The organism is Streptomyces sp. NPDC058284 (assembly GCF_042881135.1).
Classification (GTDB): Bacteria; Actinomycetota; Actinomycetes; order Streptomycetales; family Streptomycetaceae; genus Streptomyces.
In genome coordinates this window covers 389287-415160 of sequence record NZ_JBHVYE010000002.1, presented here as the reverse complement: position 1 = coordinate 415160, position 25874 = coordinate 389287, and the positions used below count along the sequence as shown (strand labels likewise).

Here is a 25874-nt window from a genome sequence, read left to right as displayed (position 1 = left end):
CGCGTCCCCGGGCTTTGTCGCGGGGTGCCTACGGGGGCGGATCGAGGGGCCTCTGCCCGAGGACGTCCCCCCTGCCACGGCGGTTCCTGCCGTCGCGGTTCAGTCGCCGCAACAGCGTTTGTGCGTCGGCGTGTTCAGGGTCCCATGTCAGGCACTTCCGCAAGGTCTCAATCGCCTCATCCCGCTCCCCGCGCCGGTCGAGTTCCACGGCATGCCGGAAGGTGCGCTCGGCGAGGAGGCCGCGCACTCGAACGTTCGTCGGATCGTGGTTGTACGCGCAGTTGAGCCACCGCTCGGCGTCGGCGAAGTGCTCGGGCGCCATGTCGGCCATCGCGGCCGCACAGTGCACGTCGATCATCGCGTCCAGCATGTCGGCCCCCGTCGGCCGCGTCGCCGCATCCTGCCAGGCGCGGTGCGCGGCCTGCACGGCGTGCTCGTACCGGCCGAGGGAGAGCAGGGTCTGCGCGCGGGCGAGCCGGTGCAGCGAGGCGGGGTCGAGGGCCGGTGCGGTGGCGGGACCGTCCTGCTGGGGCGGGATGGTTCCCGTCGTCAGGGGGCCGGGCGGGGCGTGGCCGGACGGTGGGTGGTCGGGCGGGGGCGCGGGGCGGTCCAGGGCGTCGAGGAGTTCCGTGGCCTCGGCGATGACCTCGCGCAGAAGCGTCGCGGCCTCCCCCTGCCGCCCCTCCCGGACGAGCCACCGCGCCCGCTCCACGTCGCGGACCCCGGCGCCGTCGTGCGCGACCCGTGGGTCCCGTACGGGACTCGTGCCGGCGTCGACACGCGGATCACGCGCGGCGCCCCCCTCCCGTACCCCCGTCTCCACCCGGTCCCCGCCCCGTACGCCCCCCGGCTCCCGCTCCTCCCCGACCACCAGCGTCGCCGTGAGCGGCGGGGCGTCGGAGAGGGTGTCGTGGGCCGACGCGTCCGGCTCCAGCGGGCCCTCCTCCAGGGCGGCGGGACCGGAGGAGGCCGCGCCGCCCGCCAGCCGCACCGCGTGTTTCAGCGCGCCGAGCGCGAGCAGCTCGGGCGGCGCCTGCACGCTCTGCCTGCCGAGCCCGGCAAGACGCGAACGGACCTGCTCCATCAGGGTGTTGCCCCCCACGAGCAGCAGCGTGTCGACGTCCGACGACGTCATGCCCGACTGGTCGAGCAGCGCCTGCGCCCGGTCCAGGGTGCGGCCCACATGGCGCTCCAGATACGTGTCGAGATCGGGCCGCGCGAACCGCACCCACAGCGCGGGTCCGCCGCCGAGCTCCAGGTCGAGCACCGCCGCCGAGGGGCCGCCCGGCGCCCCGAGCGCCTCCCGCGCCTCCTGCCCCCGCGCGCGCAAGTCCTGCCACACCGACGCGTCCACCCCGGTGACCGAGCCCGCGCCCCGGTTCCTGCGCAGCAGCCGGACCGCCGACGACAGCGTCTCCGCGTCGAACGCGCGCCCCCCCGACGTCGCCCCGCCCTCGTAGCCGAGCGAGCGGAAGTGCCCGCGCACACTGCGGATCAGGCCCAGCTCGAACCCCTCGTACCCCATGCCGTAGACCAGGCACGTGCCGCTGTCCCGCTCCGTCATGTGGCCGATCACCGCGGCCATGGAGTCGCTGATCAGCCGCGTGGGTTCGAGGCCCGCCCCGTGCGCCGCGTCCCGCAGCGCCGCCCGCTGCGCCGAACCGAAGTGCGCGGGCACGCTGATCACCGTCTGGGTCACGCGCCCCGGCGCGGCCGCCTCCACGCGCTCCCGCACCGACCGCAGCAGGCGCGCCACGATCCGGTCCGCGTCGACCGGCTTTCCGCCGAGGTGCACAGGACGCCCGCTGCCGAGACGGCTCTTGAGGCTCGGGAACGTCACCGGCAGTTCGCCCACCTCGGCCGGCTCGCACAGCAGCCACGGCCCGTCGCCCCACTCCGGCGCCAGGCGCCGCCCCGGCCGGTCCGGCAGCGCGTGGAGCGCGCGGATGCCCGTGGCGCCGAAGTCGATGCCGAGGCTGACGGGCGCCGCCCCCAGCACGGTCCGGCCGTCCTGCCGGGTCTGCGTCATCCGCCCGCCGCATCTTCGGAGAACCGCAGGATGCCCTCGTAGTCGGGCCTGTCGGGCAGCGTCGGCACGGCCCGTTCGGACTGGGCGACCGCCACCAGGTTCACGAGGTTGCGGGCCTGCTGGGCGGTCTGCACCCGGTTGCCCTGCCGGTGGGCCTGTTTGACGTACTCGACCGCCTCGTTGATCTGCCGGACCGTGTCGGGCGGCGCGCCCTCCGAGGCGAGCTCCGCCTGCCGGAACTGGCTCGCCAGGCCGCACTGCCGGTACATGTCGTCGAGCAGCAGCTCGGTCAGCCGCTTGTACTCGCCGCTGTCGCCCATCGCCGCCGCCCGCTGCGCCTGCTCGATGTCGCGGCGCACCTTCATCGCCTGCACCGGCTCGATGTAGGGCCCGTACCGCCTCATGAAGTGGTCGGCCTCCCGCTCCGCGTAGCCGAGCTGCTCGCGCAGCACCGCGCTGTCCAGCTCCTCGACCGGTTCCGGGGGCAGGGTGCGCGGCTTCTCCCGGTTGGGGGTGGCCTCCAGGGTCATGTCCGTGCCACGCACGGAGATCCGCACCGTGATGATCCGGTCCTCCGAGTAGTTGAAGGAGACGTCCACCTGGCGGTTGATCTCGATCTCCTGCGGCAGCTCGAACTCGACCACGCCCTGCTCGTGGTTCTCGCTCGCCACCTTGCTGTCGCCCTCGTAGACCGGCACCCGGATGCGGCGGCTGTCCGTCGCGTGGAACGTCCGCCTGCGGGGCTCGGAGAGCGGATAGGGCGAGCCCGCCTCGATGATCTCGACGAACACGTCGCGCTGGCTGCCCTTGATCGCGGCGATGCCCATCGCCATCGGCGTCGACTCGTACAGCCCTGTCCTGCCCTTGGAGCGCCCGTCGGCCAGGCTGCGGCCACAGGCCGTGCAGGCCTCCGCCCCGTACTCGTTGACCTTGGCGCACTCCGGATCCGAGCACTCGACGCCGCTCAGCGTCTCCGCGAGCACCCCCGCGCCGAACGCGACACACTCCATGGGGTTGATGTTCCTGCGGACCTTGCCCGCGCCGAAGAACGCCTCGACCGCCTCGTACACGGGCCGCGTGAGGGTGCCGCCGCCCACCAGGAGCACGTCGGAGATGTCGTCCGTGGAGAGCTCGTAGCGGGCCAGGGACTCCTGCACCAGGCTCATGGTCCGCGAGACCAGCGGCGCGATCATCGCCTGGAACTCACCGCGCGTCAGCTTCATCTCGACGTCAAGGACGCCGTTCTCGCTGCGGTACGCGGCCGGGATCACGATGTACGTCTCGGGCAGGTCGTTCAGCTCCCGCTTCGCGCGCTCGGCGGCCTTCTTCGCCTGGAACAGGAACGCCTTGTCGCCGGCCGGGTCCACGTGGTGCTCCTCCCGCATCCACGTGATGATCCGCTCCACGATCGCCAGGTCGAAGTCGTCCCCGCCCAGCCAGATGTCCCCGGCCGCCCGCAGGACCTGGAACTGGCTTCTGCCCTCCTTGTCCTTGACCGTGTTCAGGATCGAGATGTCGAAGGTGCCGCCGCCCAGGTCGTAGACGAGCACCCGGCTGCGTTCGCCGCCCGGCTTGTGCAGGCCGAAGGCGACCGCGGCAGCCGTCGGCTCGTCGACGATCTTCTTCACCACCAGGCCCGCCTTCTCCGCGGCCTCGCGCGTGGCGGCGCGCTGCGCGTCCCTGAAGTAGGCGGGCACGGTGATCACGGCGTGCGTCACGGGTTCGCCGAGCACCCGCGAGGCGTCCCTGACCAGCTTGTCCAGGATCACGCTCGAAATCTCCGCGGGAGTGCGGGCACGCCCGCCGAGCAGCACGTACGCGCGCGGGTCGTCGTCGGGGCCCGCCACGATGTCGTAACTCATCCGGTCGCGCGCCTGCACCACCGGCGTGTCGGCGAGGTCGCGGCCCATCAGGCGCTTCACCGAGACGACGGTCTCCTTGGGCTGCCTGACCGCCCAGTTCAGCGCGTCCTCGCCGACCAGCGGCTGGTCCTTGCCTTCGCGGTGCACGAGGCCGACGACGGACGGTGTCAGCCGCTCGCCCTTGCTGTTGGTCAGCACCGCGATGCCCGCGCGGTGCGGGTCGTGGGCGGCGACCGCGCTGTTGGTGGTGCCGAGGTCGATGCCGATGGCCTTCATTCCCGTTCCGTCCCTTGCTCCGTGCCGCCGTCGACGGCGACGACCACCCGGGCGGCGCGCAGCACTTGCCCCCGGTACCGATACCCGCGCCGCACGACCTCCAGGACCTCGTCGCCGTCCGTGCCGGGCGGCGCGGGGCGCACGTCGGCGATGTGGTGCGTGGCGGGTTCGGCCCGCTCCCCGACGTGCCCGACGCGTTCGAGCCCCTCCTCGGCCAAGTCCCTCTCCAGCTGCCCGGCGATCAGTGCCAGGCTTCCGCGATACGTCTCCACATCGCTCGCCGCGCCGTCGGCGAGGAGCCGGTCGAAGGAGTCCAGGACGTCGGCGCAGCGCAGCAACAGCCGTTCGGTGAGCGCCCGGTGGGCGGCGTCGCGGGCGGCCAGCGCGCGGGCGTGCTCGTACTGCTCGTAGGCGAGCCGGGCCGCCGGGTCAGACATCGAACCGGATCAGGTCGTCGAGGAGGCGTGCGGTGGCTTCGGGGAGGGGGCCGGACGGGTCCTGCGCCGGGGCCCGCGAAGGGGGCTCGGCGGCCAGCGCCCGATCGATGTCCGCGGCTGCCCGCGGCAGTTCGGCCGCCAGGTCCACGTCGTACATGAGCAGGTCGTTGAGCAGCCTGCGGCGCACGCCGCGCAGCTCGTCCCACGCCTGCTGGGTGACGGGCGTCATCAGATGCCGGGCCAGCAGCTCGAAGGACACGTCCTGCATGTCCTTGTGGGACGTCCAGGGGGTGACGCCCGCCGGGGCGAGTACTTCATAGGGGGTGGGTCCCCCGGAAGGGTCCTCGATCACGCGACGCTGCCTCCTTCGTTCTCGTGTGCTCCGGTCACTGCCTCGGTTCCGGTGGCGAGTTCGGCGAGCCAGCGTTGCGCCGCGCCGAGCAGGGCCTGTCTGATCCGGCTGTCGGTGGGCTCCGCGCGGGTGGCGCGGATCAGGTGGTGCAGGGCCCACAGGATGTCGCCGCCGAGCAGCGCCCGCTCCGCCCTGCCGGTCAACTCGGCCGCCCACGCGGGCAGCTCGTCGTCGCCGGGCGGGGTCTCCTGTCCGTCGCTGCGGATCAGGTCACCCATGCCCTCGACGCCGAGATGCCGGGTGAGGAGCTTCTCCATCTCGTCGAGGGCCTCGCCGAGCGTCTCGCGGTAGCGGTGCGTCAGCGCCTGCCCCAGGCCCACGTCGAGGTGGCCGAGCGCTTCGTGGAGCAGCTTCAGCCGCCCGGGCACCTCGTACGTCCGCTCGTCGAGGGTGAAGACGAGGGCCCGCGCGAGATTGTCGCGGGCGTGGCTCGACTCCGGGTTCAGGGCGAGGGCCCGGCGCAGGTCGGCCTCGGCGCCCGGCATGTCGGAGCGCATGCCGTGCTTGGTGCGCGTGTACCCCCGCCACACGCCGCGCATGGACAGCAACGCCGAGAGTTTCGCGTGCAGTTGGCTCAGCAGCTCGCGGTCGAGCGGGTGCAGGATGGCGATGACCGACTCGACGAGCGTGACCGCCTCGTCCAGGCTGGGGCCGAGCTGGAGGCCCTCCTCGTCGGTGAGCGCCTCCACGCGGCCGAGCACGGTGCGGATCACGGCCTTCTTCGAGCGGGCCTGCATCCCGGCGTTGCGGGAGACCCGTACCAGCTCCTGCCACTGCGTCAGCGCCTCGTCGAGGCCGCCGTCGCCGCGGGTCAGCGCCGTCCTTGCGAGCGCAAGGCGGACGTGCACGGCGAGCTCGACACCGTCCTGGAGAAGGCGCGCGTGGCGCCGGGGGAGGCGGACGTAGGCGGGGTTGCGCCGCAGGAAGTCCCGGCAGTGGTGGCACTCCCCGGTGTGCTCCGCCCGCGAGGTGGGTCCCGCGCAGTCGTCCGGCAGCGTGATCAGGGTGCGGAAGGCGGGCAGGGAGCGCAGCGCGGCCTCGAACTTGCGTACTTCGGAGAGGGCGAAGCTCTGGGCCAACTCCGAGAACGCCCAGCGCAGTTCGCGTACCGGATACTCGCCGGGCTCCTTGCCCTGCTGCGCCGCCGCGTCCAGGCCCGCGGCGAGCTCGGCGAGCGGCTCCTGAAGGGCGAGCAGCCGCAGGTAGCGCGGCCCGCAGGCCAGCGTGGCGCCCGCGCCCGGCACGGACGGCAGGCCGCCCACGTCCTTGAGGACGCGCGCGCCGCCCAGCTCGGACTCCAGGAGCGCCGCCAACACCTGGTAGGAGGCGGCCTGTTGGGGCCGGTCCTGCTCGGCGTGCCGCTGCTCGTACGCCGACATGAGACCGAAGAGGTGCTGGCTGAGCTCCCAGCGCAGGGACGCCATGTCGTCGTGGGTCAGATCGCGCCGGTAGGCGGCGGCACGTTCGGCGCGCCAGCCGTCCCAGTACTCGTCGTCGCTGAGCAGTGTCGCCCAGTACGCGAGCGCCGACTCCCAGGCCCGTACCGCGTGCTCCCACGCCCCGCTCTGCTCCAGCTCCTGCGCCTGCCACAGCCGGGCGGCGGCGAGCCCGTGCAGCACGGCCATGTCGCCGGGCGCCTCCCTGAGCCGCCGCTCCCACTCGGCGGCGGCCGCCTCCCGGTCCCGGGCGAGGAGCAGCAGCAACGGCGCGTCCTGCGGGGAGCGTTCGCACAGCGCGTCGAGGAGGCCGGGGCCCTCGTCCGGCGACAGCTCGGCGAGTGCGGCGCGCAGCGCGTCGGGGGAGTGCCAGCGGTAGAGCAGCGCGTCGAGCTGGAGGCGCCGCCCCGGCAGCCGAAGCCGCTCCAGGGCGACGCGCTCGTGCCACGACATGGTGCCGCGTTCGAGCAGGGCGTACGAGGCGTTCTTGACCGCGTCCATGGAGGCGCCGGGGTCGACACCCGCGTCCCGCAGGGCGAGATAGGGGAACGTCTGGTCCCGTACGGCGAAGGGATCGGCGACCAGCGGAGCGCCGGTCAGCCCGTCCGCCCAGGGCAGCAGACCGATCAGCCGCCGCAGCCTGCGGCACCGCACGTCGGCCCGGTCGAGCGCGCCGCCCGCCCTCTCGTACGCGGCGACGGCGGCGCTCCACCGCCCGGCCGCCTCCAGCAACCGCCCCTCCGCGTACGCCAGGTGGGCGTCGGCGTCCCGGTGCCCCGCACACTGCCGGAAGGCGTCGGCGGCCCGCTGCCACTCCTGGTGCGCGTCGGCGAGACGGCCGCGTGCGTACGCCGCCACGGCGGGCGCGTCACGGTGCGTCCCCAGGGCGTCGGCCTCGGCGGCCACACCGGCCCAGTCCGCGTCGGCCTCGGCGGCCCGCACGCGCGCGTACCGCCCCCGCGCGGCGACGTCCACGCCCGGCACGCCGTCCCCCTCCAGCGCCGCGTAGGCGTCGGCGACACGCTGCCACGCCGCGCCGTCCCCGGCCTCCTCCTCGTCGAGCCGCGCCCGCACGTACCGCAGCCGGACACCGACATCGGCCCAGCCGTCGTCCATCGCCCCGTAGACCCGCACCGCGTCCCGCCACTCCCCGGCCAGCTCGTGGGTGCGGGCGAGGGCGTAGAGGTAGAGGTGGAGGGGTTCGGGGGCGAGGGTTTCGGTTGAGGGGGTGCTGGGGGCTTCGGCTCCTCCGGATACCGCGCCGGACCCGGAGTGGGGACCGTCCGGGGTCGTGGCATCCGGCGTCGCGACGGCAGGTTCCGGCGGGCCGCACGGGAAGGCGCGGCCGTGGATCTCGCACGCCGCCGACCAGTCGCCGTTCTCCTCCGCCCGGCGGCCCTCGGCCTTGCGGCGGAGCGCGGCCACCGCGCCCTCGCGGGCCGCGTCGGGTACGCCGGTGAGGAGGCTGAGGACCGCCGCCCAGTCGCCGCGCAGATCGGCGGCCACGCGCGCGCGTGCGTACAGGCGCCGGACGCCCACCTCGCCGTCCGCGTACGTGTCGGGCAGCCGCCCGAAACCGTCGATGACGCCGTTCCACTCGCCTCGCGCGTCGGCGGCGCGCCCGCGGGAGTACAGCACCTGGTCGGCCACGTCGAGCAGCTCGGACGGCAGCCCGGCGAACAGCGCGAGCGCGCCGTCCCACCGCTGCTCGGCCTGACACAGACGCGCACGGGAGTACGCGCACAGGTCACCGGCGTCGGCGGGCACGTGGTCCGGCGGACCGCTGGGCGCATCCGGGGCCCGGCCGCGGTTCGGGGCACCGCCTGTTGCGACCGTCGCTCTGTCGGCCGCTGCTCGCGCGCCGGGTACGGCGGGGCCGCGCGGCGCGCGTTCGCGGTCGGGTGGTCCGCCGTTCTGCGTTGACGGGTGGGGTGCGTCCGGTCGGTATGAGGCGTGCTCTTCGTCGGGCGGCATGCCGTTTTCGGTGGTCGCACGGGGTGTGCCCGGTGCGTCCGGCCTCCGTTGCCCGGCGGGGTCCGGTGTTCGCGTGCGGGGTACGGCGGGGCCGCGCGGTGCGCGTTCGTGGTCGGGTGGTCCGCCGGTGCCTGCCGAGGCGCCGACCGCGTCGGGTCCGCCCCGCACCCGCTCCCCGCCCGGTGCCGCAACGCCCACCTCTGCCCGCGCCCCGCCCCCGCCGTCCCCGGGCCGAAGCCCGTTCCCCTCGCTCCTCGGGGGCCCGGCGTCACCCGCGACGGCGCACCCGGCCGCCACCCCGCACTCCCCGAACGCCTCCGCCGCCGCGCTCCAGTCACCCGCGACAGCCGCCAACCGGCCCTCCGCGTAACGCCTCAGAGCCCGCACCTGCCGGAAGTCGGCAGGCAGCGGGGCCAGTTGAGTGAGTGCCGTCGGCCAGTCGCCCGCTTCCACGGCGGCCCGCGCCACCCCGTACACGCGGTGCCGCAGATCGCCGAGGAACGGTTCGGTGTCCCAGTCCCGCCCGGCCGCCGCCGCCAGATCCGTCAGCGCCTCGGTGAAGCGGCCCGCCTCGGCCGCGCACCGGCCGCGCGCGTACAAGAGGCGTACCGCACTGTCCAGGAAGCCGTCGGCCACCGCGTAGTCCTCCGCCGCCGCGCCCCACAGCTCCGCCGCCTCGGCCGCCCGTCCCGCGGCGTACCCCTGCCACGCACGGCAGCCGGGCCCGGCCTGCGCGAAGGCGTCCCGCGCCGCGGCCCACGCCCCGGCCTCCGCGGCCACCCGCCCCCGCGCGTACGCCCCCCGGGCCACCGCGTCGTCGAGCTCGGCGCAGGCGGCGTACGCGGACTCCGCGGCCCGCCAGTCCCCACTCGCCTCGGCGGCCCGCCCGCCCACATAGGTGCCCCAGGCCTTCGCCGTACCGTGGCCGGGGCGCAGCGCGAGGACGGCGGCGTACGCCCGGGCGGCCGTGCCCCAGTCGCCCGCCCGCCGCGCCCGCTCCGCGGACTCGCACGTCCGCGCCACATGCAGCTCGTCGCGCGCCACCGCGAGCCGCTCGGACACGTCCCGCAGCCCGCCGGGCCTGGTGGCGAGCACCTCCTCGTAACGACCGATGGCCGTCGTCCAGTCGGCCACCGCCTCGGCGGCCCGCGCCTCCTCGACCAGCGCGGCGACCCTGCTCAGCCCCTCGACCTCCGACGCGAGCGCCTCGGCCGCCGGGCCCGGCAGCCGCGACCGCACCACGGCGAGCTGCGCCCGCGCGCCCGCCGCGTCACGCTCCCCGGCGAGCAGCCCGCACAACTTCTCCAGCTCCGGCCAGGCCTGCTCGAAGGCCGCCTCGGCCCGCATGTACCGCTGCTCATCGGCGTAGATCTGGGTCGGCGTCCGCAGGATCCGCTGCACCTGCTCCCAGTGCCCGAGGTCGCGCTGGAAGCGGGCCGCGCCGATCAGGACGGCAGAGCCGACGTGGCCGACGGGGCTCTGGAAGGTCCGCAGCGCGTCCGCGCCCTCCCGCAGCGGATCCGCCACCGCGCCCGCCCCGAACTCGTCGTCCCGCACCTCGCGCGCCTTGAACAACCAGCCCTGCCTGCACCCCTCGTGCAGGAACAGCGCGGGCGTCGCCCACTCCACGGCCGTGTGCTCCGGCTGGTGGTAGATGCGCAGCCGCGCGGCGGCCATCGCCTCGTCGACGCTCTTGTTGGCCGCGATGCCCTTCAGCAGCTCGGGGCTGAACGCGCCCGCCGACACGTCACTGACCCGCCCCCGCATCGCCACCACGGCGGGCACACCGCCACCGATCAGGGCCTGCGCGATCCCGGAGAACGGCTCCAGGTGCGAACTGTCCGCCCCGGAGCAGAGGTTGAGCACTACGAGCCTGAGCCTGCGTGCGTTCAGCAGAGTCGCGCTGAGCAGATCCGCGGGCACCCGGTCGACGCCACCGCTCCCCGTCTCGAGCGCCACCACGCCCTTGCCGATCTCCTCGTCGTACGACCCGTGCGCGATCAGCAGCACGGCTGTCGGCAGCTCGGAGTGCGTGCCGAGCGCCGCGTCGAGACGTGCCCGTGTCGTCCGCTCCAACACCGTGAGTTGTACGGCCACTTCGGGAAGGTCCTGGCGGAGCGCGGCCACTTCTTCGGCTACCCGCAACGGGGCAAGGCCGCGGGGTGACGCGCAGGCCACCAGGAGGCGGATCACACTGGGCTCGTCCGTGGCTTCCGGCAGCCGCTGCGCCAGCGACCCTCCGGGGAGCGAACGGGCAAGTGAATGGCCGTAGTTGAGTGCGAGCGTCTGCTGCGGGCTGCCGGGCGGCGCGCACAGCGTCTCCAGGGGGAGGCCGCGCAGTTCGGGCGGCAGATCGAAGCGGATCCGCAGCCCGCGCGCCGGACGCATCCGCTGGGCCCGGTCGAACGCGGCCTCGACGCACGCGCCGACCCGGGCGCCTTGCTTGTCCGCGTCCGCGTCCTCTCCCTGTCCCAGTCCCTCTCCCCGTGTGCCGCCCCCCTCGGCGGCGTCCTTCGTCGCCGGTTCCCCGTCGTCGCCCCCGAACAGCAGCCGGAACACGCCGCGTCCCAGATCCCGCAGCTGGGGCACGGTGTGCTGCTCGCCCATCGGGCCGAGCCCGAGCTCCGCCGTGATCAGCCGGTCCCACTGCTCACGGAACGCCGCGGGCTCAGCGCCGACCGCGATCACCTCGGCTCCGCACGCCGGGCCGTTGGCGGCCAGCAGATAGCGGGCCGCGCCGACGCGGCGGACCCGGATGCGCAGTTCCTCGTAGGCGAGCACGGCCTCACTGCTCGCTCTCGTCGGGCTGCCACATGACGTGGTTGAGGTCGGCGACCGCGGCTTCCCGCTGCTCCTCGAGGTCGGGGTCGTCGGGGAAGTGGGCGAGGGCGGCGGTCAGTTGGTCGATGGCCTCGCGCAGGGTCGTCCGCGCGCCCGACAGGCTGCCGGAGGTCCAGCGGGTCGCGGCCAGGGAGCGGAGCACGATGCCGAGGCTGACCTGTGCGCGCAGGAGGTGCGGGTTGAAGGCGACGGAGCGGCGCAGGTCCGCGGCGGGCTGGTCGAACGACGCCTCTCCGTCGTTGGCCACGGAGATCCCGCGGTCGGCGAGGACGCGGGCCAACTGGCCTTCCAGGCGAGCCCGTTCGTTGGCGCCGATGACGGAGCGGGTCGCGTCGAGGGCGGCCACGGCGTGGCTGAGCCGGCCTTCGCGGTGCGCCGCGCGCGCCGCGCCGAGTGCCATGCCGACGATGGCGGACTGGGTCTCGCGGTACCGGTCGATCTCCCTGCTGTGCACCAGTGCGCGGCGCCAGTACGTGGCGGCCGCCGCGAAGTCCGGCCGGGCGGCGATCAGCGCGGCACGGCCCATGCGGAGGCGCGCCTCCAAGGCGAGGCCGCGCGCGTCGAGGGAGAGCCTGCGGTGTTTGTGGGGGAGTCCGGCGTAGCCGGGGTTCAACTCGTCGAAACGCGCGCAACCCGGTTCGCACACGGCGGCCGCCCCGGGACCGCCGCGCGCCCGGCAGTCGGGGCAGCGGAGCTCGCCGAGGGCTGCGAGGGCGTCGGCGGGCTTGTCGAGTCCCAACAGGATCTGGGCGAAGCCGAGTTCGGAGAAGGCGTAGGTGAGGGCGGCGGGAGAGGGCGCGGTGGCGGGCGGGTGCGCCGTATCCGTGGCGTACGCCGGGTTCGGGGGGTTCGTGGGGTTCGTGGGGTTCGTAGGTTTCGTGGGGTTCACCGGGTCCGCCGGGTCCGCTGCGTCCTGTGCCGCCGCGAAGGCGCCGAACTCCGCGGACTTGCCCAACTCCGCGATGCGCAGCGGCCCGCACACCAGCGGCACACCGCCGCGACCGGCGGACGGAAATCCGCCGACGGCCGCGAGCAGTTTCGCGGCGTCGGCCTCGCGCTGGAGCAGCGGCCCCGGCGCGACGCGCGTCCCGGCGTCGTCGTCACCCGGCATGCGGCGCACCAGCACCTCGTGCAGCCCGGCGCGCAGGACGGGCACGAGACCGGCGTCCACGGTGACGCCGTACCGCCGGGCGGCGGCACCGAGCACGTGCTCCCAGAACCGGTCGTCGTGCAGGAGCGAGGCCCAGGCGCCGACACATGACTCCCAGGATGAACTGCTGCCCTGTGAGGGAGAGTTGAGGAGGGCAAGGGCAAGAGCGTGGGTGGTTCGGTGATCGGTGGGGTCGTGCTGTACGGCTCGCCCGAGCAGGGAGACGGCAACGGCACGCCGTCGACTGTGCAGCAGGGCTACGGCGTACAGGGGGGCGTAGGGCCGGGCGGGGGTGTGGTGGGTGGTGGTGGGCTGGGGGGTGGCTTGTGGAGTGGCTTGGGGTGGTTGTGGGTCTGGGGTCGGGTGTGGGGCGTTGGCCGGTTGTGGGTCTGGGGTCGGGTGTGGGGCGTTGGCCGGTTGTGGGTCTGGGGTCGGGTGTGGGGCGTCGGCCGGTTGTGCGGGTTCACTCCCTCGTGGCGCGTCGGCCCCTGGCCGGGCTTCCGGCTGCCGCGCGGGGCCGCCTGGTTGCCGGGCTTCCGCCGCACCTGCGGTGCCGACCGGCTCCACGGCGTCGACGGCGGGCGGCGCGTCTCCGTCCCCCCGGCCGGTGTCCACCGCCCGCTCGGCGCCTACGCCCCCTCCGGGCCCGATCTCACGAGAGGCGCCGTGCGACTCCGCGCCCCCAGCGCTGCGGGGTGTGCCGCTCGACTCGCCGGCCTCGGCTCCCGGGGAGGCGCCGCGCGACTCCGCGCCCGCAGCGCCGCGAGGGCTGCCGCTCGACTCCCCGCCCCCGGTCCCCGGGGAGGCACCGCACACCTCCCCGCCCCCGGCCCGCCGCAGGTCACCGCCCGCAGAACCCACTTCAAGACGCCACGCCGCTTCAATCAGCTCCCCGGCCCGCTCCCATCCAGAACGGCCCGGCTCCCATCCAGGGCGGCCCCGCTCCCATCCAGAACGGCCCGGTTCCCATCCAGGGCGGCCCGGCTCCCGCCCCACCGGACCCTGTCGCCCACCCCTTCCTCCAAGCAAGCCACCGGAATCCGTCAGCGCGGTGAGCGCCGCCCGGCGCAGCCGCAGGGCCACCTCGCGCGCGGGGCGGTCCGACAGGGACGCGAGCACCCAGCGGGCCTCGTCGTCCAGCTGCCCGGCCCGGGTCGCGGCGCGCAGATCGCTCAGCGCGGAGTCCCGGTCGCCCGCGCGGGCCCGGACGTAGGCGCGCTGGACGAGGCTGCGGGGGTGCGGGACGGCGCAGGCGAGGGACGCGCTGAGGTGGCGTTCGGCCGCCGCGAGGTCCCCGCGGTGCGCCGCCGCGCAGCCCAGCCAGTGCAACGGACCCGCCGCCACGGGCCGCAGCGCGCGCGCCCGTTCGAATTCCGCCTCGGCGTCCTCGCCCTCCCCACGGGCGAGCCGCACCCGCCCCACACCGGTCCGGGCCCGCGCGGCGAGGCGCGCGCCACCGTCCCCCGCCGGAGGGTCACCATCCTCGGCGCCACCGCGAGCGCCCTCCTGTCCAGTGGCCGCCCCCTCCGCGGGCCCGCCCCCGGCATCGGGCGTCACCACCCCCGACACCACCGCCCCCGACGCCACCAGCGCCAGCGCCGCACCGAAGCGGCTCTCCGCCTCGGCGGTGTCGCCCCGTGCCAGAGCCGCCTCCCCGTCGACGCACGCCTCTTCGGCACGGGTCAGGTCCGTACTCGCGGTCCGCACAGTCACAGTCAGCCCCCGATCCGCGGCGGCCGGCCCGCCGCGTCCTCCTGCCGGCCGGTCAGCCGGCGACCTCGTCAGGGACCGAACGCCAGCGTCCCTGAGCCCGGTCGTAGTGCACGGGCCCGACCGCGAACCCGGTCAGGTCCAGCGCGACGAGCCGTTCGTACGCCTCGGCGGGCAGGTCGGGCTCCAGCACGACGTCGAGCCCGCTCGCCGCGTCCTGCAGCACGACCGGCCGCACCCCGCAGCGTCCGGCGCCGGGATCAGCGGGCGTCGCGGGCCGCGCAGTCCGGCGTACGACACCCCTGAACGATGCGTACGCGTCCTTGACCGCCTCCGCCCCGAGGCCGCTGAGGAACGCCTGCAGGGGCAGCGACGCCAGGACTATCCAGGGGATGTCGGCAGCCCCTCGGTGGTCGAGGGCGCGGCGGACCCGTACCGGCGGGGCGCCGAGTCCGTCGAACGCGGCGACCAGCTCCCGGCGCAGGTGCTCGGGGACCTCTTGGTCCAGGAGCAGCTCCGCTCGCAGCGGCGCATCGGTCATGGAGGTGCTTCCTTCCGGCGGCGTGCACGGCAGCCTAGAGGCGCGAGTCATGCGTACGCGGGGAAACCGGTGATTCAGCGCAGACTGGGCGGGCCCGCGCCGCTCCCCTGCCCCCGCACGCCCCCACCATTCGCGGCGCGCCCCCGATTCACGCGATGGTGCGATCATGTGCCCCTGCGCGGATGGTGGTTGAACGCCCCGGGTAGGGCCGGGCCATGACGCAGCCGTTCGAACTGCCGCACTTCTACATGCCGTACGTCGCGCGCCTGAACCCCCACCTGGAGGAGGCGCGGGCCCACTCCGCACAGTGGGCCCGTGGCATGGGCATGCTGGAGGGCTCCGGCATCTGGGAGCAGAGCGACCTCGACGCGCACGACTACGGCCTGTTGTGCGCGTACACCCACCCCGACTGCGACGGCCCCGCGCTGTCGTTGATCACCGACTGGTACGTGTGGGTGTTCTTCTTCGACGACCACTTCCTGGACATGTACAAACGCACGCCCGACCGGTCGGCGGGCAAGGCCCACCTGGACCGCCTGCCCCTTTTCATGCCGATGGACCTCTCGACCCCCGTGCCCGAGGCACGGAACCCCGTCGAGGCGGGCCTCGCCGACCTGTGGGCGCGCACGGTGCCCGCGATGTCCAAGGACTGGCGCCGCCGTTTCGCGGAGTCGACGGAGCACCTGCTGAACGAGTCGATGTGGGAGCTCTCCAACATCGACAAGGGGCGGATCGCCAACCCCGTGGAGTACATCGAGATGCGCCGCAAGGTGGGCGGCGCCCCCTGGTCGGCGGGTCTCATCGAGTACGCGACCGCCGAGGTGCCCGCCGCCGTCGCCGGTTCCAGGCCGCTGCGCGTCCTCATGGAGACGTTCGCCGACGGCGTCCACCTGCGGAACGACCTCTTCTCGTACCAGCGCGAGGTCCAGGACGAGGGCGAGCTGAGCAACGGCGTGCTCGTCCTTGAGACCTTCTTCGGCTGTACGACCCAGGAGGCCGCCGACACCGTCAACGACATCCTGACCTCACGGCTGCACCAGTTCGAGCACACGGCGCTCACCGAAGTACCCGCCCTCGCCCTGGAGAAGGGCCTCACCGCACCCGAGGCCGCGGCGGTCGCGGCGTACACGCAAGGTCTTGTGGACTGGCAGTCCGGCGGCCACGAATGGCACCTGCGCTCCAGCCGGTACATGAACGAGGGCGCGCTCGACGCCTCGCCGCTCGCGGGCCCCACCGGCATCGGTACCCGCGGTACCGATGTGGGCGCCCTGTTGTCGGCGGCCGGGGCGGAGCGGCTGCGCGCCTTCACGCACGTGCCGTTCCAGAAGGTGGGCCCTTCCCGGATCCCCGACCTCCACATGCCGTTCCGGCTGCGGCTCAATCCGGGCCTCGACGCCGCGCGGCGGCAGCTCACGGGCTGGTCGCACGCGATGGGAATCCTCGCGGAAGGCGTCTGGGACGAGGACAAGCTCGACGCCTACGACCTGCCGCTGTGCTCCGCGGGAATCGACCCCGACGGCACCCAGGAGGCCCTCGACCTCAGCTCGCAGTGGCTGGCCTGGGGCACCTACGGCGACGACTACTACCCGCTGGTCTTCGGCCACCGCCGCGATCTCGCCGCCGCGAAACTCTCCACGGAGCGCCTCGTCGCGTGCCTCACCCTGGAGGGCGAGCCCGTCCAGGCGCCCGTGAACGCCATGGAGCGCGGCCTCGTCGACCTCTGGGTGCGCACGACCCGCGACATGACCGCCGAGCAGCGGCAGTCGCTGCGGCAGGCCGTGACGGTCATGACGGAGAGCTGGGTGTGGGAGGTCTTCAACCAGCTGAACAACCGCATTCCCGACCCGGTCGACTACCTGGAGATGCGCCGCGCCACCTTCGGCTCCGATCTCACCATGAGCCTGTGCAGGATGGGCCACGGCCCTTCCGTACCGCCGGAGATCTACCGGAGCGGCCCGGTGCGGTCCCTGGAGAACGCCGCGATGGATTACAGCATGCTCGTGAACGACATCTTCTCATACCAGAAGGAGATCGAGTACGAGGGCGAGATCCACAACGGCATCCTGGTCGTGCAGAACTTCTTCGGCTGCGACTATCCGGCGGCACTGCGCGTCGTCCACGACCTGACGACGCAGCGCATGCGGCAGTTCGAGTTCGTCGCGGAGCGCGAATTCCCCGTGCTGTACGAGGACTTCGGCCTGTCGGCAGAGGCGCGGACGACCATGGACGGTTACGTCGAGGATCTGCGGAACTGGATGGCGGGCATCGTGAACTGGCACCGCGAATGCCGGCGTTACGGCGCGGACGACCTCGCCCGGCGCGCGCACGGCTTCGTGCCCGACCTGGCGCCGAGGGTGCCGGCGATCACCGGTCTGCGCTGACCCGCGAAGCGGCTGGCAGGAGCCCTTACGGGGACCCTGATGAGATCCCAGGCGAAAGCTCTGGAGGGAACCGACCGGAGGGCACCCTTCGAGTGGTTTCATCCGGAATGAAGGGTTCGCGGAACTTCGCCGGGGCGCCAGAAGTCTTCTTTGGTGAAGGCGGCTGCTGACCGGCCGCGCCACGGGGGATGAACACGGGGGTGTTCGATCGTGACCGACATCATTGAGCGCATCGCGGAAGAAGTGACGGGTGACGGAGCGGGGGAGAGGGCGTCAGGGGCGGACGAACTGGCGCCTTTCGTCGCCCCGTTGACCGCCCCGCCGGTGCTGCGGCCCGACTCCTCGGACGTACGCGAGGAGACGGAGATCGCGCTGCGGCCGACCTGGGTGCGCCTGCACCCGCAGCTGCCGCCCACTCTGATGTGGGGGTATGACGGCTCGGTGCCGGGCCCCACCATCGAGGTGCGGCGCGGGCAGCGGATCCGTGTCGCCTGGACCAACCGCATTCCGCACGGCGAGTTCCCCGTCACGGCCGTCGAGGCCTCGCCGGGCGACCCGCAGAAGGACCCGCCGCCCAGCACCGTGCCCGGCCGCGCGGGCGTCGAGCCGAACAAGGACGTGGCGGCCCTCCCCGCCTGGGCGGTGACTCATCTGCACGGCGCCAGGACCGGCGGCGGCAACGACGGCTGGGCGGACAACGCCGTGGGGTACGGCGACGCCCAGCTCTCCGAGTATCCGAACGACCACCGGGCGGTCCAGTGGTGGTACCACGACCACGCCATGAACATCACCCGGTGGAACGTGATGGCGGGCCTGTACGGCACCTACCTCGTCCGGGACGACGAGGAGGACGCCCTCCAACTCCCCTGCGGAGAGCGGGAGATCCCGCTGCTCATCGCCGACCGGAACCTCGACACGGACGAGGGCGACGGCCGGCTGAACGGCCGCCTCCTGCACAAGACCACCATCATCGACCCGAAGAACCCGGAGACCGGCAAGCCCGTCACGCTGCCCTTCACCGGCCCGTACACCACGGTCAACGGCCGCATCTGGCCGTACGCCGACGTGGACCCGGCCTGGTACCGCTTCCGTCTGGTCAACGCGTCGAACGCGCGCATCTACGACCTGGTCCTGATCGACGAGGACGACAACCCCGTGCGGGGCGTCCTCCACCAGATAGGCAGCGACGGCGGACTCCTGCCGCGCCCCGTGCCGGTCGACTTCGAAGGCGCACTGCCGACGCTCACCGTCGCGCCGGCCGAGCGCATGGACCTCCTCATCGACTTCCGGGAGCTGGCCGGGCAGCGACTGCGGCTGGTCAACAAGGGGCGCGCCCAGGCACCCGGAGTGCCCGACGTGGCGAACGACGTGCGCTATCCGCAGGTCATGGAGTTCCGGGTGGGGGAGGGCGGCGAACCGGACTCGTTCGAACTGCCGGAGATCCTCTCGGGCTCGTTCCGGCCGATCACGCACGACATTCAGCACGGGCACCGGCTGATCGTGCTGACCCCGCCCGCCACCAAGGGCGGCGGCGGACACCCGGAGATCTGGGAGATGGCCGCGGTCGACAAGCCGGGCGACATCCAGGTCCCGACCGAGGGGATCATCCAACTGCGGGATGCGGGCGGCAAGGTCACGACGTACCGCCGGATCGCCCGCACGTTCAACGACGGCCTCGGCATCACCATCGCCGAGGGCAGCCACGAACAGTGGACCTTCCTGAACCTCGCCGTGAACCCGCCCGTGACCCACCCCATGCACGTACACCTGGCGGACTTCCAGCTCCTCGGCCGGGACACGTACGACGTATCGGGCTTCGACGTCACGATCGGCGGCACCCGTGCCCCGGTCGCCGTCGACCCGCGGCGGCCGATCCCGCTGGCACCGAACGAGCGCGGCTGGAAGGACGTCTTCCGCGTTCCGGGCGGCCAGATGCTGCGCGTCATGGGCAAGTTCGAGGGGGCGTACGGCCGCTTCATGTACCACTGCCACTTCCTGGAGCACGAGGACATGGGGATGATGCGGCCCTTCGTGGTGATGCCGGAGGAGGCCATGAAGTTCGACCACGGCGCGGGCCATGGCGGTCACGGAGATCACGCGGCCTAGCAGGGACGCCCGCGTGCGTCCACCGCACGGAGCTGCTCCACGCGGGCGTGCTGCGCGGGTACTCGGTGGCCCTGGCCGCACAGCTGGACGTCACCCGTTCGTGAGGCGTCGCCGCCGGGTGACTGCGGGTAGAGCTGTGGCCGGAGGCGAGCCATGGATCAGACCGCGTTGCGTCCCAAGCCGATGCCGGGCAGGCAGCCCGGCCAGAAACCCGGCCGGAACCTGGTCCCGGACCCCGGCCGGAACCTGGTCCCGGACCCCGGCCAGAACCCCGGCCGGAACCTGGTCCCGGACCCCGGCCAGAACCCCGGCCGGAACCTGGTCCCGGACCCCGGCCAGAACCCGGTCCCGGACCCCGGAAGGCGTTCTGTGAAATGGCGGCCCGGGACGGGAAAGCAGCCCGAGAAGGGCCGTCGGCCGCATGCCGCCCGGCGCCGCGGGCGACGTCTGACGACCCTGCTGTTCGGGCTGCTGTGCGCGGTGGTCCTGGTGCTCTGCGGCGTCGGACTCGGCACGGTGAGCGCCACGGTCATCGGCATGAGCAAGCTCGCCGAGACGCAGAAGGCGGCGCGGGGCGCGGGTGCCTCCGCGCAAGACTCGGGTGCCGCCGTCCGAGACCTGGCTGCCCCCGCTCCGCGGCCCGGCGCACCCGTCCCGCAGCCCGGCGCCTCACCCCAGAAGCCCGGCGCTCCCGCCCCGACCGCGAAGCCACCCACATCCGCCGAACCGGGCCCGCACCCACCCGCGCCACGCACCAGGACGGCCACGACCGCCCCCACCGCTACCACCGCCACCCTCGGCATCGAGGCCGTCGACGCCCCCGGAGGAGAGGGGGCGCTCCTGGTCGGCGTGCACGTTCCCGGGCCCGGCCACACCGCGGGGCTGGTGCGCGGCGACACCCTGCTCGCCTTCGGCGGGACGCGCATCGGGTCGGCGGCCCGGCTCGCCTCCGTGATCGGCGCGGCGCGACCCGGCAGGGCGGTGGCCCTGACGGTGCGCCATGAGGGCGGCGGACGCCAGCTCCTGCCGGTCAGGCCGGGAGTCGTGACCTGAACGACCACCCACGCCTGTCTCTCAGCCCTCCCACGCCCGTCCACCAGCACCCCGGCAACACGCTCGCGAACGTCCATGGCGGGAGGCAAGATGCAGGCGTACCCAACAGGAGGTCTTCATGAGCACCGCGCCCGCGCCCGCGCCCGCCCCCTTCACCGCCGACGACTACAAGGCCCGTATGGAGCGTGCCGCCGCCACGGCCGCCGAGGCGGGCCTCGCCGGCCTCCTCGTGGCTCCGGGCCCCGACCTCGTGTGGCTCACCGGCTACCAGCCGACCGCGACGACCGAGCGCCTGACCGTCCTGGTGCTCGCGGCGGGACAGGACCCCGTACTCGTCGTGCCCACCCTGGAGGCGCCGGACGCCGCGCGCGCCGCCGGTGCGCCCGCGCTGACCCTGCGGGACTGGACCGACGGCAAGGACCCGTACGCCGTCACCGCCCCGCTCCTGGACGTGTCCGGCCGCTTCGGAGTGAGCGACAACGGCTGGGCGATGCATCTGCTCGGCTTCCAGAACGCGTTGCCCGACACCTCGTACGTGTCCCTCACCGAGGGGCTTCCGATGCTCCGTGCCGTCAAGGACGCGGCCGAGCTGGAGCGCCTCGCGGCGGCGGGCGCGGCGGCCGACGCGACGTACGAGGAGATCAAGAAGGTCCGGTTCGCGGGCCGCAGGGAAACGGACGTCGCCGCCGATCTCGCGGATCTGCTGCGGCAGTTCGGGCACTCCCAGGTCGACTTCACCGTCGTCGGTTCGGGCCCCAACGGCGCCAACCCGCACCATGAGGCGGGCGACCGCGTCATCGACCACGGCGACATGGTCGTCCTCGACTTCGGCGGCCTGCTGCACGGCTACGGCTCGGACACCTCCCGCACCGTCCACGTCGGCGAGCCGACCGCCGAGGAGCAGCGTGTCCACGACGTGGTGCGCGAGGCGCAGGCGGCGGGCTGCGCGGCGGTACGGCCCGGCGCCGCCTGCCAGGACATCGACCGTGCGGCCCGCGCCGTGATCACCGAGTTCGGCTACGGCGAGCGCTTCATCCACCGCACCGGGCACGGCATCGGCGTCACCACCCATGAACCGCCCTACATGATCGAGGGCGAGGAGCAGCCGCTCGTGCCGGGCATGTGCTTCTCCGTGGAGCCGGGCATCTATCTGCCCGGCCGCTTCGGAGTGCGCATCGAGGACATCGTCACGGTCACCGAGGAGGGCGGCCGACGGCTGAACACCACCGCCCGCGAGATGGCGATCGTCGACTAGGCGGCGACGGGGCGGGGCCAGATGACGATGTCCAGGACGGGCGCCCGACACTGCTGACCCAGGAATCCATCCGGGACCGCCTTGAGCGCTCGTCCTTACCTCTGCGGCTTTCGACGGTGGCCGCTCTGGCCCGGGCAGAAGCACTTCGCGCCGGGGCCACGCCAAGGCAAATCGCCTCCGAGATGTCCATGGCGGACTGAGGGTTGAGCCGTGTACGCCGACAGCTCGCCGACCGAGAACACGTACCGAACGTCGACTGCGCAGCGAGGCAGTCGCCGCGGCGATCACCGCCGATGCCTCAACCGGCATGACGTCGGTCCCACCAGGTCTACCTACTGAGCGGGAGTCGTTTCGCGGCAGAACGGTGTACGGCGCGAAGCTCCACGGCGCAGAGCTCCACGGCGCGCTTGGATACCCTCCGCCCTCGGTATTGCCCCAGTAACGGGTGTGGGACGTGCGTGCCCTATGCGGTGGCCAGGATCACGCACGATTCGGCGGGCAGCCGCACCACGCCGTCCACGCCGGGTGCGGCAATCGGCTCCCAGGCGGCGAGCACGCGCGCGTGGCGCCCGTCCAGCGGTACGACGGCGGGCTCCTTGCCGAGGTTCACCGCGATCCGCAGGTCTCCGCGCCGGTACGCGAACCAGCGGGCCTCCTCGTCGTAGGCGACCCGCACCGCCGCCAGGTCGGGGTCGGTCAGGTCGCCGCGGGTGCGCCGCAGGGTGATCAGCTCGCGGTACCAGGCGAGCACGCGCGCGTGGTGGCCCTCCGCGGGTTCGGACCAGTCGAGGCAGGAACGCTCCCGCGTGCCGTGGTCCTGCGGGTCGGGGATGTCCTCCTCGGCCCAGCCGTGTGCCGCGAACTCCCGCCGCCTGCCCCGGCGCACGGCATCCGCGAGCTCGGGGTCGGTGTGGTCGGTGAAGAACTGCCAGGGCGTCGAGGCGGCCCACTCCTCACCCATGAACAGCATCGGCGTGAAGGGGCCGGTGAGCATGAGAGTGGCCGCGCAGGCGAGCAGTCCCGGGGAGAGCGAGGCGGAGAGCCGGTCGCCCTGCGCGCGGTTGCCGACCTGGTCGTGGGTCTGCGTGTAGCCGAGGAAGCGGTACGCGGGCGTCCGTGCCCGGTCCACGGGGCGGCCGTGGGCGCGGCCGCGGAACGTCGAGTACGTCCCGTCGTGGAGGAACCCGCGGGTCATCGTCTTGGCGAGGGCGGCGAGCGGGGCCCTCGCGAAGTCCTCGTAGTACCCCTGCGCCTCACCGGTGAGCGCGGTGTGCAGCGCGTGGTGGAAGTCGTCGTTCCACTGCGCGTGCAGGCCGAGGCCACCGCTCGCGCGCGGGGTGATGGTCCGCGGGTCGTTGAGGTCGGACTCGGCGATCAGCGCCAGCGGCCTGCCGAGCTCGCCGGCCAGGGAGTCGACGGCAGTGGAGAGTTCCTCCAGGAAGTGCAGCGCGCGCGTGTCCCGCAGCGCGTGCACCGCGTCGAGCCGCAGACCGTCGATGCGGTAGTCGTCGAGCCAGGCGAGGGCGCTGCCGACGAGGTACGCGCGCACCTCGTCGGAGCCGGGCGCGTCCAGGTTGACCGCGGCGCCCCAGGGCGTCTGGTGCGTCTCGGTGAAGTAGGGGCCGAAGGCGGGCAGGTGGTTGCCGGACGGGCCGAGGTGGTTGTGGACGACGTCGAGGACGACGCCGAGCCCGTGCGCGTGCGCCGCGTCGACGAATCGTTTCAGCGCCTCGGGTCCGCCGTACGGCTCGTGCACCGCCCAGAGCGAGACCCCCTCGTAGCCCCAGCCGTACTTCCCCGGGAACGGGCACAGCGGCATCAGCTCCACATGCGTGACACCGAGCTCCGCGAGGTGCCCGAGCCGGTCCGCCGCCGCGTCAAGGGTGCCCTCGCGCGTGTACGTCCCCACGTGCAGCTCGTACAGGACGGCGTCCCGCACGTCGCGTCCCGCCCACGGCGTGCGCCACGCGTACCGGCCGTGGTCGACGACCGCACTGAGCCCGTCGGGCCCGTCCGGCTGGCGCCGCGAGCGCGGGTCGGGCAGGACCGGGCCCCCGTCCACCGCGAAGCCGTAACGCGTGCCGTCCTCGGCCGGCGCCTCGCCCGACCACCACCCCGCGCGGTCCGCGTCCCGCTCCAGCGCGCGCGAGGCCCCCGCACACTCCAGTACGACCCGCTCGGCCTCCGGCGCCCACACTTCGAACTTCACCGACGGTTCCCCTTCGTCCGCTGTCCGTCACACCGTGCGTCCCATGGTGCGTCAGAAACCGGCCGTGCGGAGGGAGAAGTGATCGATCGTGCCGCGTTCCTGCCCTTCTGGACACCCGGGGCGCAATTGGCCGACAATCTCCGGGTGACCTCCTCCTTTGAGTTCTCCACGTACCCCGCGCGGGTGACGGACGCCGAGCGCGACCGGGCGCTGGACGCACTCAAGGAGGGCGCGGCCGTCGGCAGGCTCTCGCACGACACGTTCCTGCGCCGCATGGAGCTCGTACTGGCCGCCCGCAGGCCCGACGAGCTGGCCGCGCTCACCGCCGACCTGCGGACCGAAGGGCGCTGGACGCGCCTGGTGCTCGGCGGCGTCGGCGCGGTCTCCGGGTTCACGATGAAGCTGCGCAGGGCCTGGCAGGCCGAGCGGCTGCCGAAGCTGCTGCTGCCGTCGCCCGACAGCCCCTACCCGCTGCGCATCGGCCGCGACCCCGCCAACGGCCTGCGGCTCAGCCACGACACGGTCTCCCGGGTCCACGCCGAACTGCGCCGCCAGGGCGGCATGTGGGTGCTGCGCGACCTCGGCTCGACCAACGGCACGTCCGTCAACGGCCGCAGGGTGACCGGCGCCGCCCTCGTCCAGGACGGCGACCTGGTCAGCTTCGGCCGGATGACCTTCCGCCTCGCCACGGGCTGACGCGCGCCGCCACGGTCACCCGCGGTCGTGGTCGGCCTCCACGCGCGCGTACCGGGCGGCGGCGACCGTCGTACGTGACTGGTGCTCCACCTGGTGCTCCAGGGGTACCCACCGGGCCCTGAACCGCTCGGCGAACGCCTCGCTCCACTGCGTCACCAGGCGTTCCAGGCGCGGCGCCGCCCGGTCGCCCGCCTCGTCGAGGACCCGCAGCAGCATCGCGGCCGCCCGCAGCGGCAGGCGCCTGCCGAAGGCGTCGACGCTCCCGATGTACGCCATGGACGTGCCCGCGGGCGGCAGCCGCCACCAGTCGTCGGCGAGGCCCGGCACCAGGGCGAGCGCCCAGCGCGCCGCCCGCAGCAGCGGCCCGTCGGCGCCCGGCAGCCGCGGCAGGGCCTCGCCGAGGACCTCCTCGACGAGCCGCGCGTCCCGCCGCAGCCGCCGCGCGAGCGCCCGCATCGCCCGCACCGGCGCCGGGTGCGCCGCCGGGTCGTCCACCAGATCGCTCGCCCACATCGGCACCTCGACGATCGCGGTACGCCCGCCGTACCGGTGGGTGCGGTGCCAGGTGGTGAGGCGGGCGTCCTCGGGCAGGCTCGGGTACGCGGCCGCCGCGCCGATGTCGGGCAGTACGTGGACGCCCGGCCCGGAGACGCGCCAGCCCGCCGCGTCGGACGCCCCGGTCTCCACCGGTATGCGCAGTTCCGCCGCCGACTTGGCGAACGGCTCGGCGAGGCCGGGGATGTCCTTCGTCAGCTGCACCCAGCTGCCGCCCAGATCGGTGCCGTGCAACGAGACCTGCAAGTAGGGCCGCAGTTCGTCGATGACGGCGGTCAGCGCGCGGGTCTCGGGCGGCAGCCGGTCGGGCGGCAGCACGGAGGGCGACCACTCGGGCTGCTCGGGGCCCGCGGGGCGGAAGAAGTGCCGGTGGTAGTCCAGGAGCGAGCGCGGGGCGGGCGTGCGGTGCAGGCTCGCGCCGTCCGGGTCCGCGCAGAGCAGGAAGTGCCAGGACGTGTCGGCGCGCAGCCGCGGATCGCGCAGGGTCAGCTCGGCGAGGTGCAGGAGCGTCGAGCCGCCCGCCGGTTCGTTGGCGTGCGCCCCCGCGACGACGAGGACCGCTCGGGCGCAGCGCCCCACCGACAGCAGGTGCAACGGCCGCCCCGCGCGCGAGGCACCCACTTCGCGCAGGGCGCTCAGTTCGGGACGATGGGCTGTCAACCGGCGTGCGGCCAGGATGATTTCAGGAACGCTGGGATAGTGCTGCACCGCCAGTTGGCCCCCCGTCCGGTCCACCACTGAGGCAATCGCAGTACGCCACGCCCCTTGGGACGTGTCAAGAACACGCACGGGGGGGCGGCGCCCCGCGCGGCCCCACCCGTACCGCCTGTGAGGCTCGCGCCGGGCGCCGTCCGGCAGCGGTCCCGGACCGCCCCGCGCGACCATTCGCCGCGCCGACGCCCAGGTCGGAGCCCGCGGGGCGCCGCACCAGCGCCTCACCCGCCCCCGGAA

Annotated in this window: 14 protein-coding genes; 5 read left to right on the top strand and 9 right to left on the bottom strand. The window is 73.9% G+C overall.

Annotation, left to right across the window (positions count from 1 at the left end):
* Nucleotides 1–28 precede the first annotated feature (28 nt).
* From ACFVYR_RS05060 to ACFVYR_RS05030, 7 genes are read right to left on the bottom strand one after another with little or no spacing between them, the layout of a single operon-like run.
* On the bottom strand, nt 29–2029 hold the full coding sequence (locus ACFVYR_RS05060) for an Hsp70 family protein (protein ID WP_384248556.1): 2001 nt from the start codon (nt 2027–2029) through the stop codon (nt 29–31).
* A complete protein-coding gene (locus ACFVYR_RS05055) occupies nt 2026–4167 on the bottom strand; it encodes an Hsp70 family protein (RefSeq protein ID WP_384248554.1) in 2142 nt (713 codons plus the stop codon). Before ACFVYR_RS05055 ends, ACFVYR_RS05060 begins: the two co-directional genes overlap by 4 nt.
* Nucleotides 4164–4604: a nucleotide exchange factor GrpE gene (locus ACFVYR_RS05050; protein WP_384248552.1), complete on the bottom strand. Its 441-nt coding sequence runs from the start codon at nt 4602–4604 to the stop codon at nt 4164–4166. Before ACFVYR_RS05050 ends, ACFVYR_RS05055 begins: the two co-directional genes overlap by 4 nt.
* Nucleotides 4597–4956: a hypothetical protein gene (locus ACFVYR_RS05045; protein WP_384248551.1), complete on the bottom strand. Its 360-nt coding sequence runs from the start codon at nt 4954–4956 to the stop codon at nt 4597–4599. The genes ACFVYR_RS05050 and ACFVYR_RS05045 overlap by 8 nt, the downstream gene beginning before the upstream one ends.
* The gene (locus ACFVYR_RS05040; RefSeq protein WP_384248549.1) at nt 4953–11207 is read right to left on the bottom strand and encodes a CHAT domain-containing protein; all 6255 of its coding nucleotides are present in this window, start codon (nt 11205–11207) and stop codon (nt 4953–4955) included. Before ACFVYR_RS05040 ends, ACFVYR_RS05045 begins: the two co-directional genes overlap by 4 nt.
* A gap of 4 nt (nt 11208–11211) precedes the next feature.
* Complete coding sequence (locus ACFVYR_RS05035) at nt 11212–14130, bottom strand: hypothetical protein (RefSeq protein ID WP_384248547.1); 2919 nt, start codon at nt 14128–14130, stop codon at nt 11212–11214.
* Between the two features lie 52 nt (nt 14131–14182).
* Complete coding sequence (locus ACFVYR_RS05030) at nt 14183–14668, bottom strand: hypothetical protein (protein ID WP_384248546.1); 486 nt, start codon at nt 14666–14668, stop codon at nt 14183–14185.
* 215 nt (nt 14669–14883) lie between these two features.
* Between ACFVYR_RS05030 and cyc2 the strand changes: the two genes are divergently transcribed.
* The 4 genes from cyc2 to ACFVYR_RS05010 all read left to right on the top strand — a co-directional run bounded on the left by cyc2 (nt 14884) and on the right by ACFVYR_RS05010 (nt 21463).
* Nucleotides 14884–17049: a germacradienol/geosmin synthase Cyc2 gene (cyc2, locus tag ACFVYR_RS05025; protein WP_384248544.1), complete on the top strand. Its 2166-nt coding sequence runs from the start codon at nt 14884–14886 to the stop codon at nt 17047–17049.
* Between the two features lie 210 nt (nt 17050–17259).
* Nucleotides 17260–19155, top strand: a complete 1896-nt coding sequence (phsA, locus tag ACFVYR_RS05020) for an O-aminophenol oxidase PhsA (protein WP_384248543.1) — start codon at nt 17260–17262, stop codon at nt 19153–19155.
* Nucleotides 19156–19308: 153 nt separating this feature from the next.
* Nucleotides 19309–20208, top strand: coding sequence for a PDZ domain-containing protein (locus ACFVYR_RS05015; RefSeq protein ID WP_384248542.1), 900 nt, complete (start codon nt 19309–19311; stop codon nt 20206–20208).
* A gap of 118 nt (nt 20209–20326) precedes the next feature.
* Nucleotides 20327–21463: a M24 family metallopeptidase gene (locus ACFVYR_RS05010; protein ID WP_384248540.1), complete on the top strand. Its 1137-nt coding sequence runs from the start codon at nt 20327–20329 to the stop codon at nt 21461–21463.
* Nucleotides 21464–21926: 463 nt separating this feature from the next.
* Here the strand turns inward: ACFVYR_RS05010 and treZ are convergent, their stop codons facing one another.
* Nucleotides 21927–23672, bottom strand: a complete 1746-nt coding sequence (treZ, locus tag ACFVYR_RS05005) for a malto-oligosyltrehalose trehalohydrolase (protein WP_384248539.1) — start codon at nt 23670–23672, stop codon at nt 21927–21929.
* Between the two features lie 144 nt (nt 23673–23816).
* Between treZ and ACFVYR_RS05000 the strand changes: the two genes are divergently transcribed.
* Nucleotides 23817–24368: an FHA domain-containing protein gene (locus tag ACFVYR_RS05000; RefSeq protein WP_384248537.1), complete on the top strand. Its 552-nt coding sequence runs from the start codon at nt 23817–23819 to the stop codon at nt 24366–24368.
* Nucleotides 24369–24383: 15 nt separating this feature from the next.
* Here ACFVYR_RS05000 and ACFVYR_RS04995 read toward each other — a convergent pair whose 3' ends face one another.
* Nucleotides 24384–25637: a M14 family zinc carboxypeptidase gene (locus ACFVYR_RS04995; RefSeq protein ID WP_384248721.1), complete on the bottom strand. Its 1254-nt coding sequence runs from the start codon at nt 25635–25637 to the stop codon at nt 24384–24386.
* Nucleotides 25638–25874: the final 237 nt, after the last annotated feature.

Bases quoted from the DNA above. Each gene is read 5' to 3' on its own strand.
- ACFVYR_RS05060 (WP_384248556.1), bottom strand. From the start codon at position 2,029: ATGACGCAGACCCGGCAGGACGGCCGGACCGTGCTGGGGGCGGCGCCC.
- ACFVYR_RS05055 (WP_384248554.1), bottom strand. From the start codon at position 4,167: ATGAAGGCCATCGGCATCGACCTCGGCACCACCAACAGCGCGGTCGCC.
- ACFVYR_RS05050 (WP_384248552.1), bottom strand. From the start codon at position 4,604: ATGTCTGACCCGGCGGCCCGGCTCGCCTACGAGCAGTACGAGCACGCC.
- ACFVYR_RS05030 (WP_384248546.1), bottom strand. From the start codon at position 14,668: ATGACCGATGCGCCGCTGCGAGCGGAGCTGCTCCTGGACCAAGAGGTC.
- cyc2 (WP_384248544.1), top strand. From the start codon at position 14,884: ATGACGCAGCCGTTCGAACTGCCGCACTTCTACATGCCGTACGTCGCG.
- ACFVYR_RS05015 (WP_384248542.1), top strand. From the start codon at position 19,309: ATGGATCAGACCGCGTTGCGTCCCAAGCCGATGCCGGGCAGGCAGCCC.
- ACFVYR_RS05010 (WP_384248540.1), top strand. From the start codon at position 20,327: ATGAGCACCGCGCCCGCGCCCGCGCCCGCCCCCTTCACCGCCGACGAC.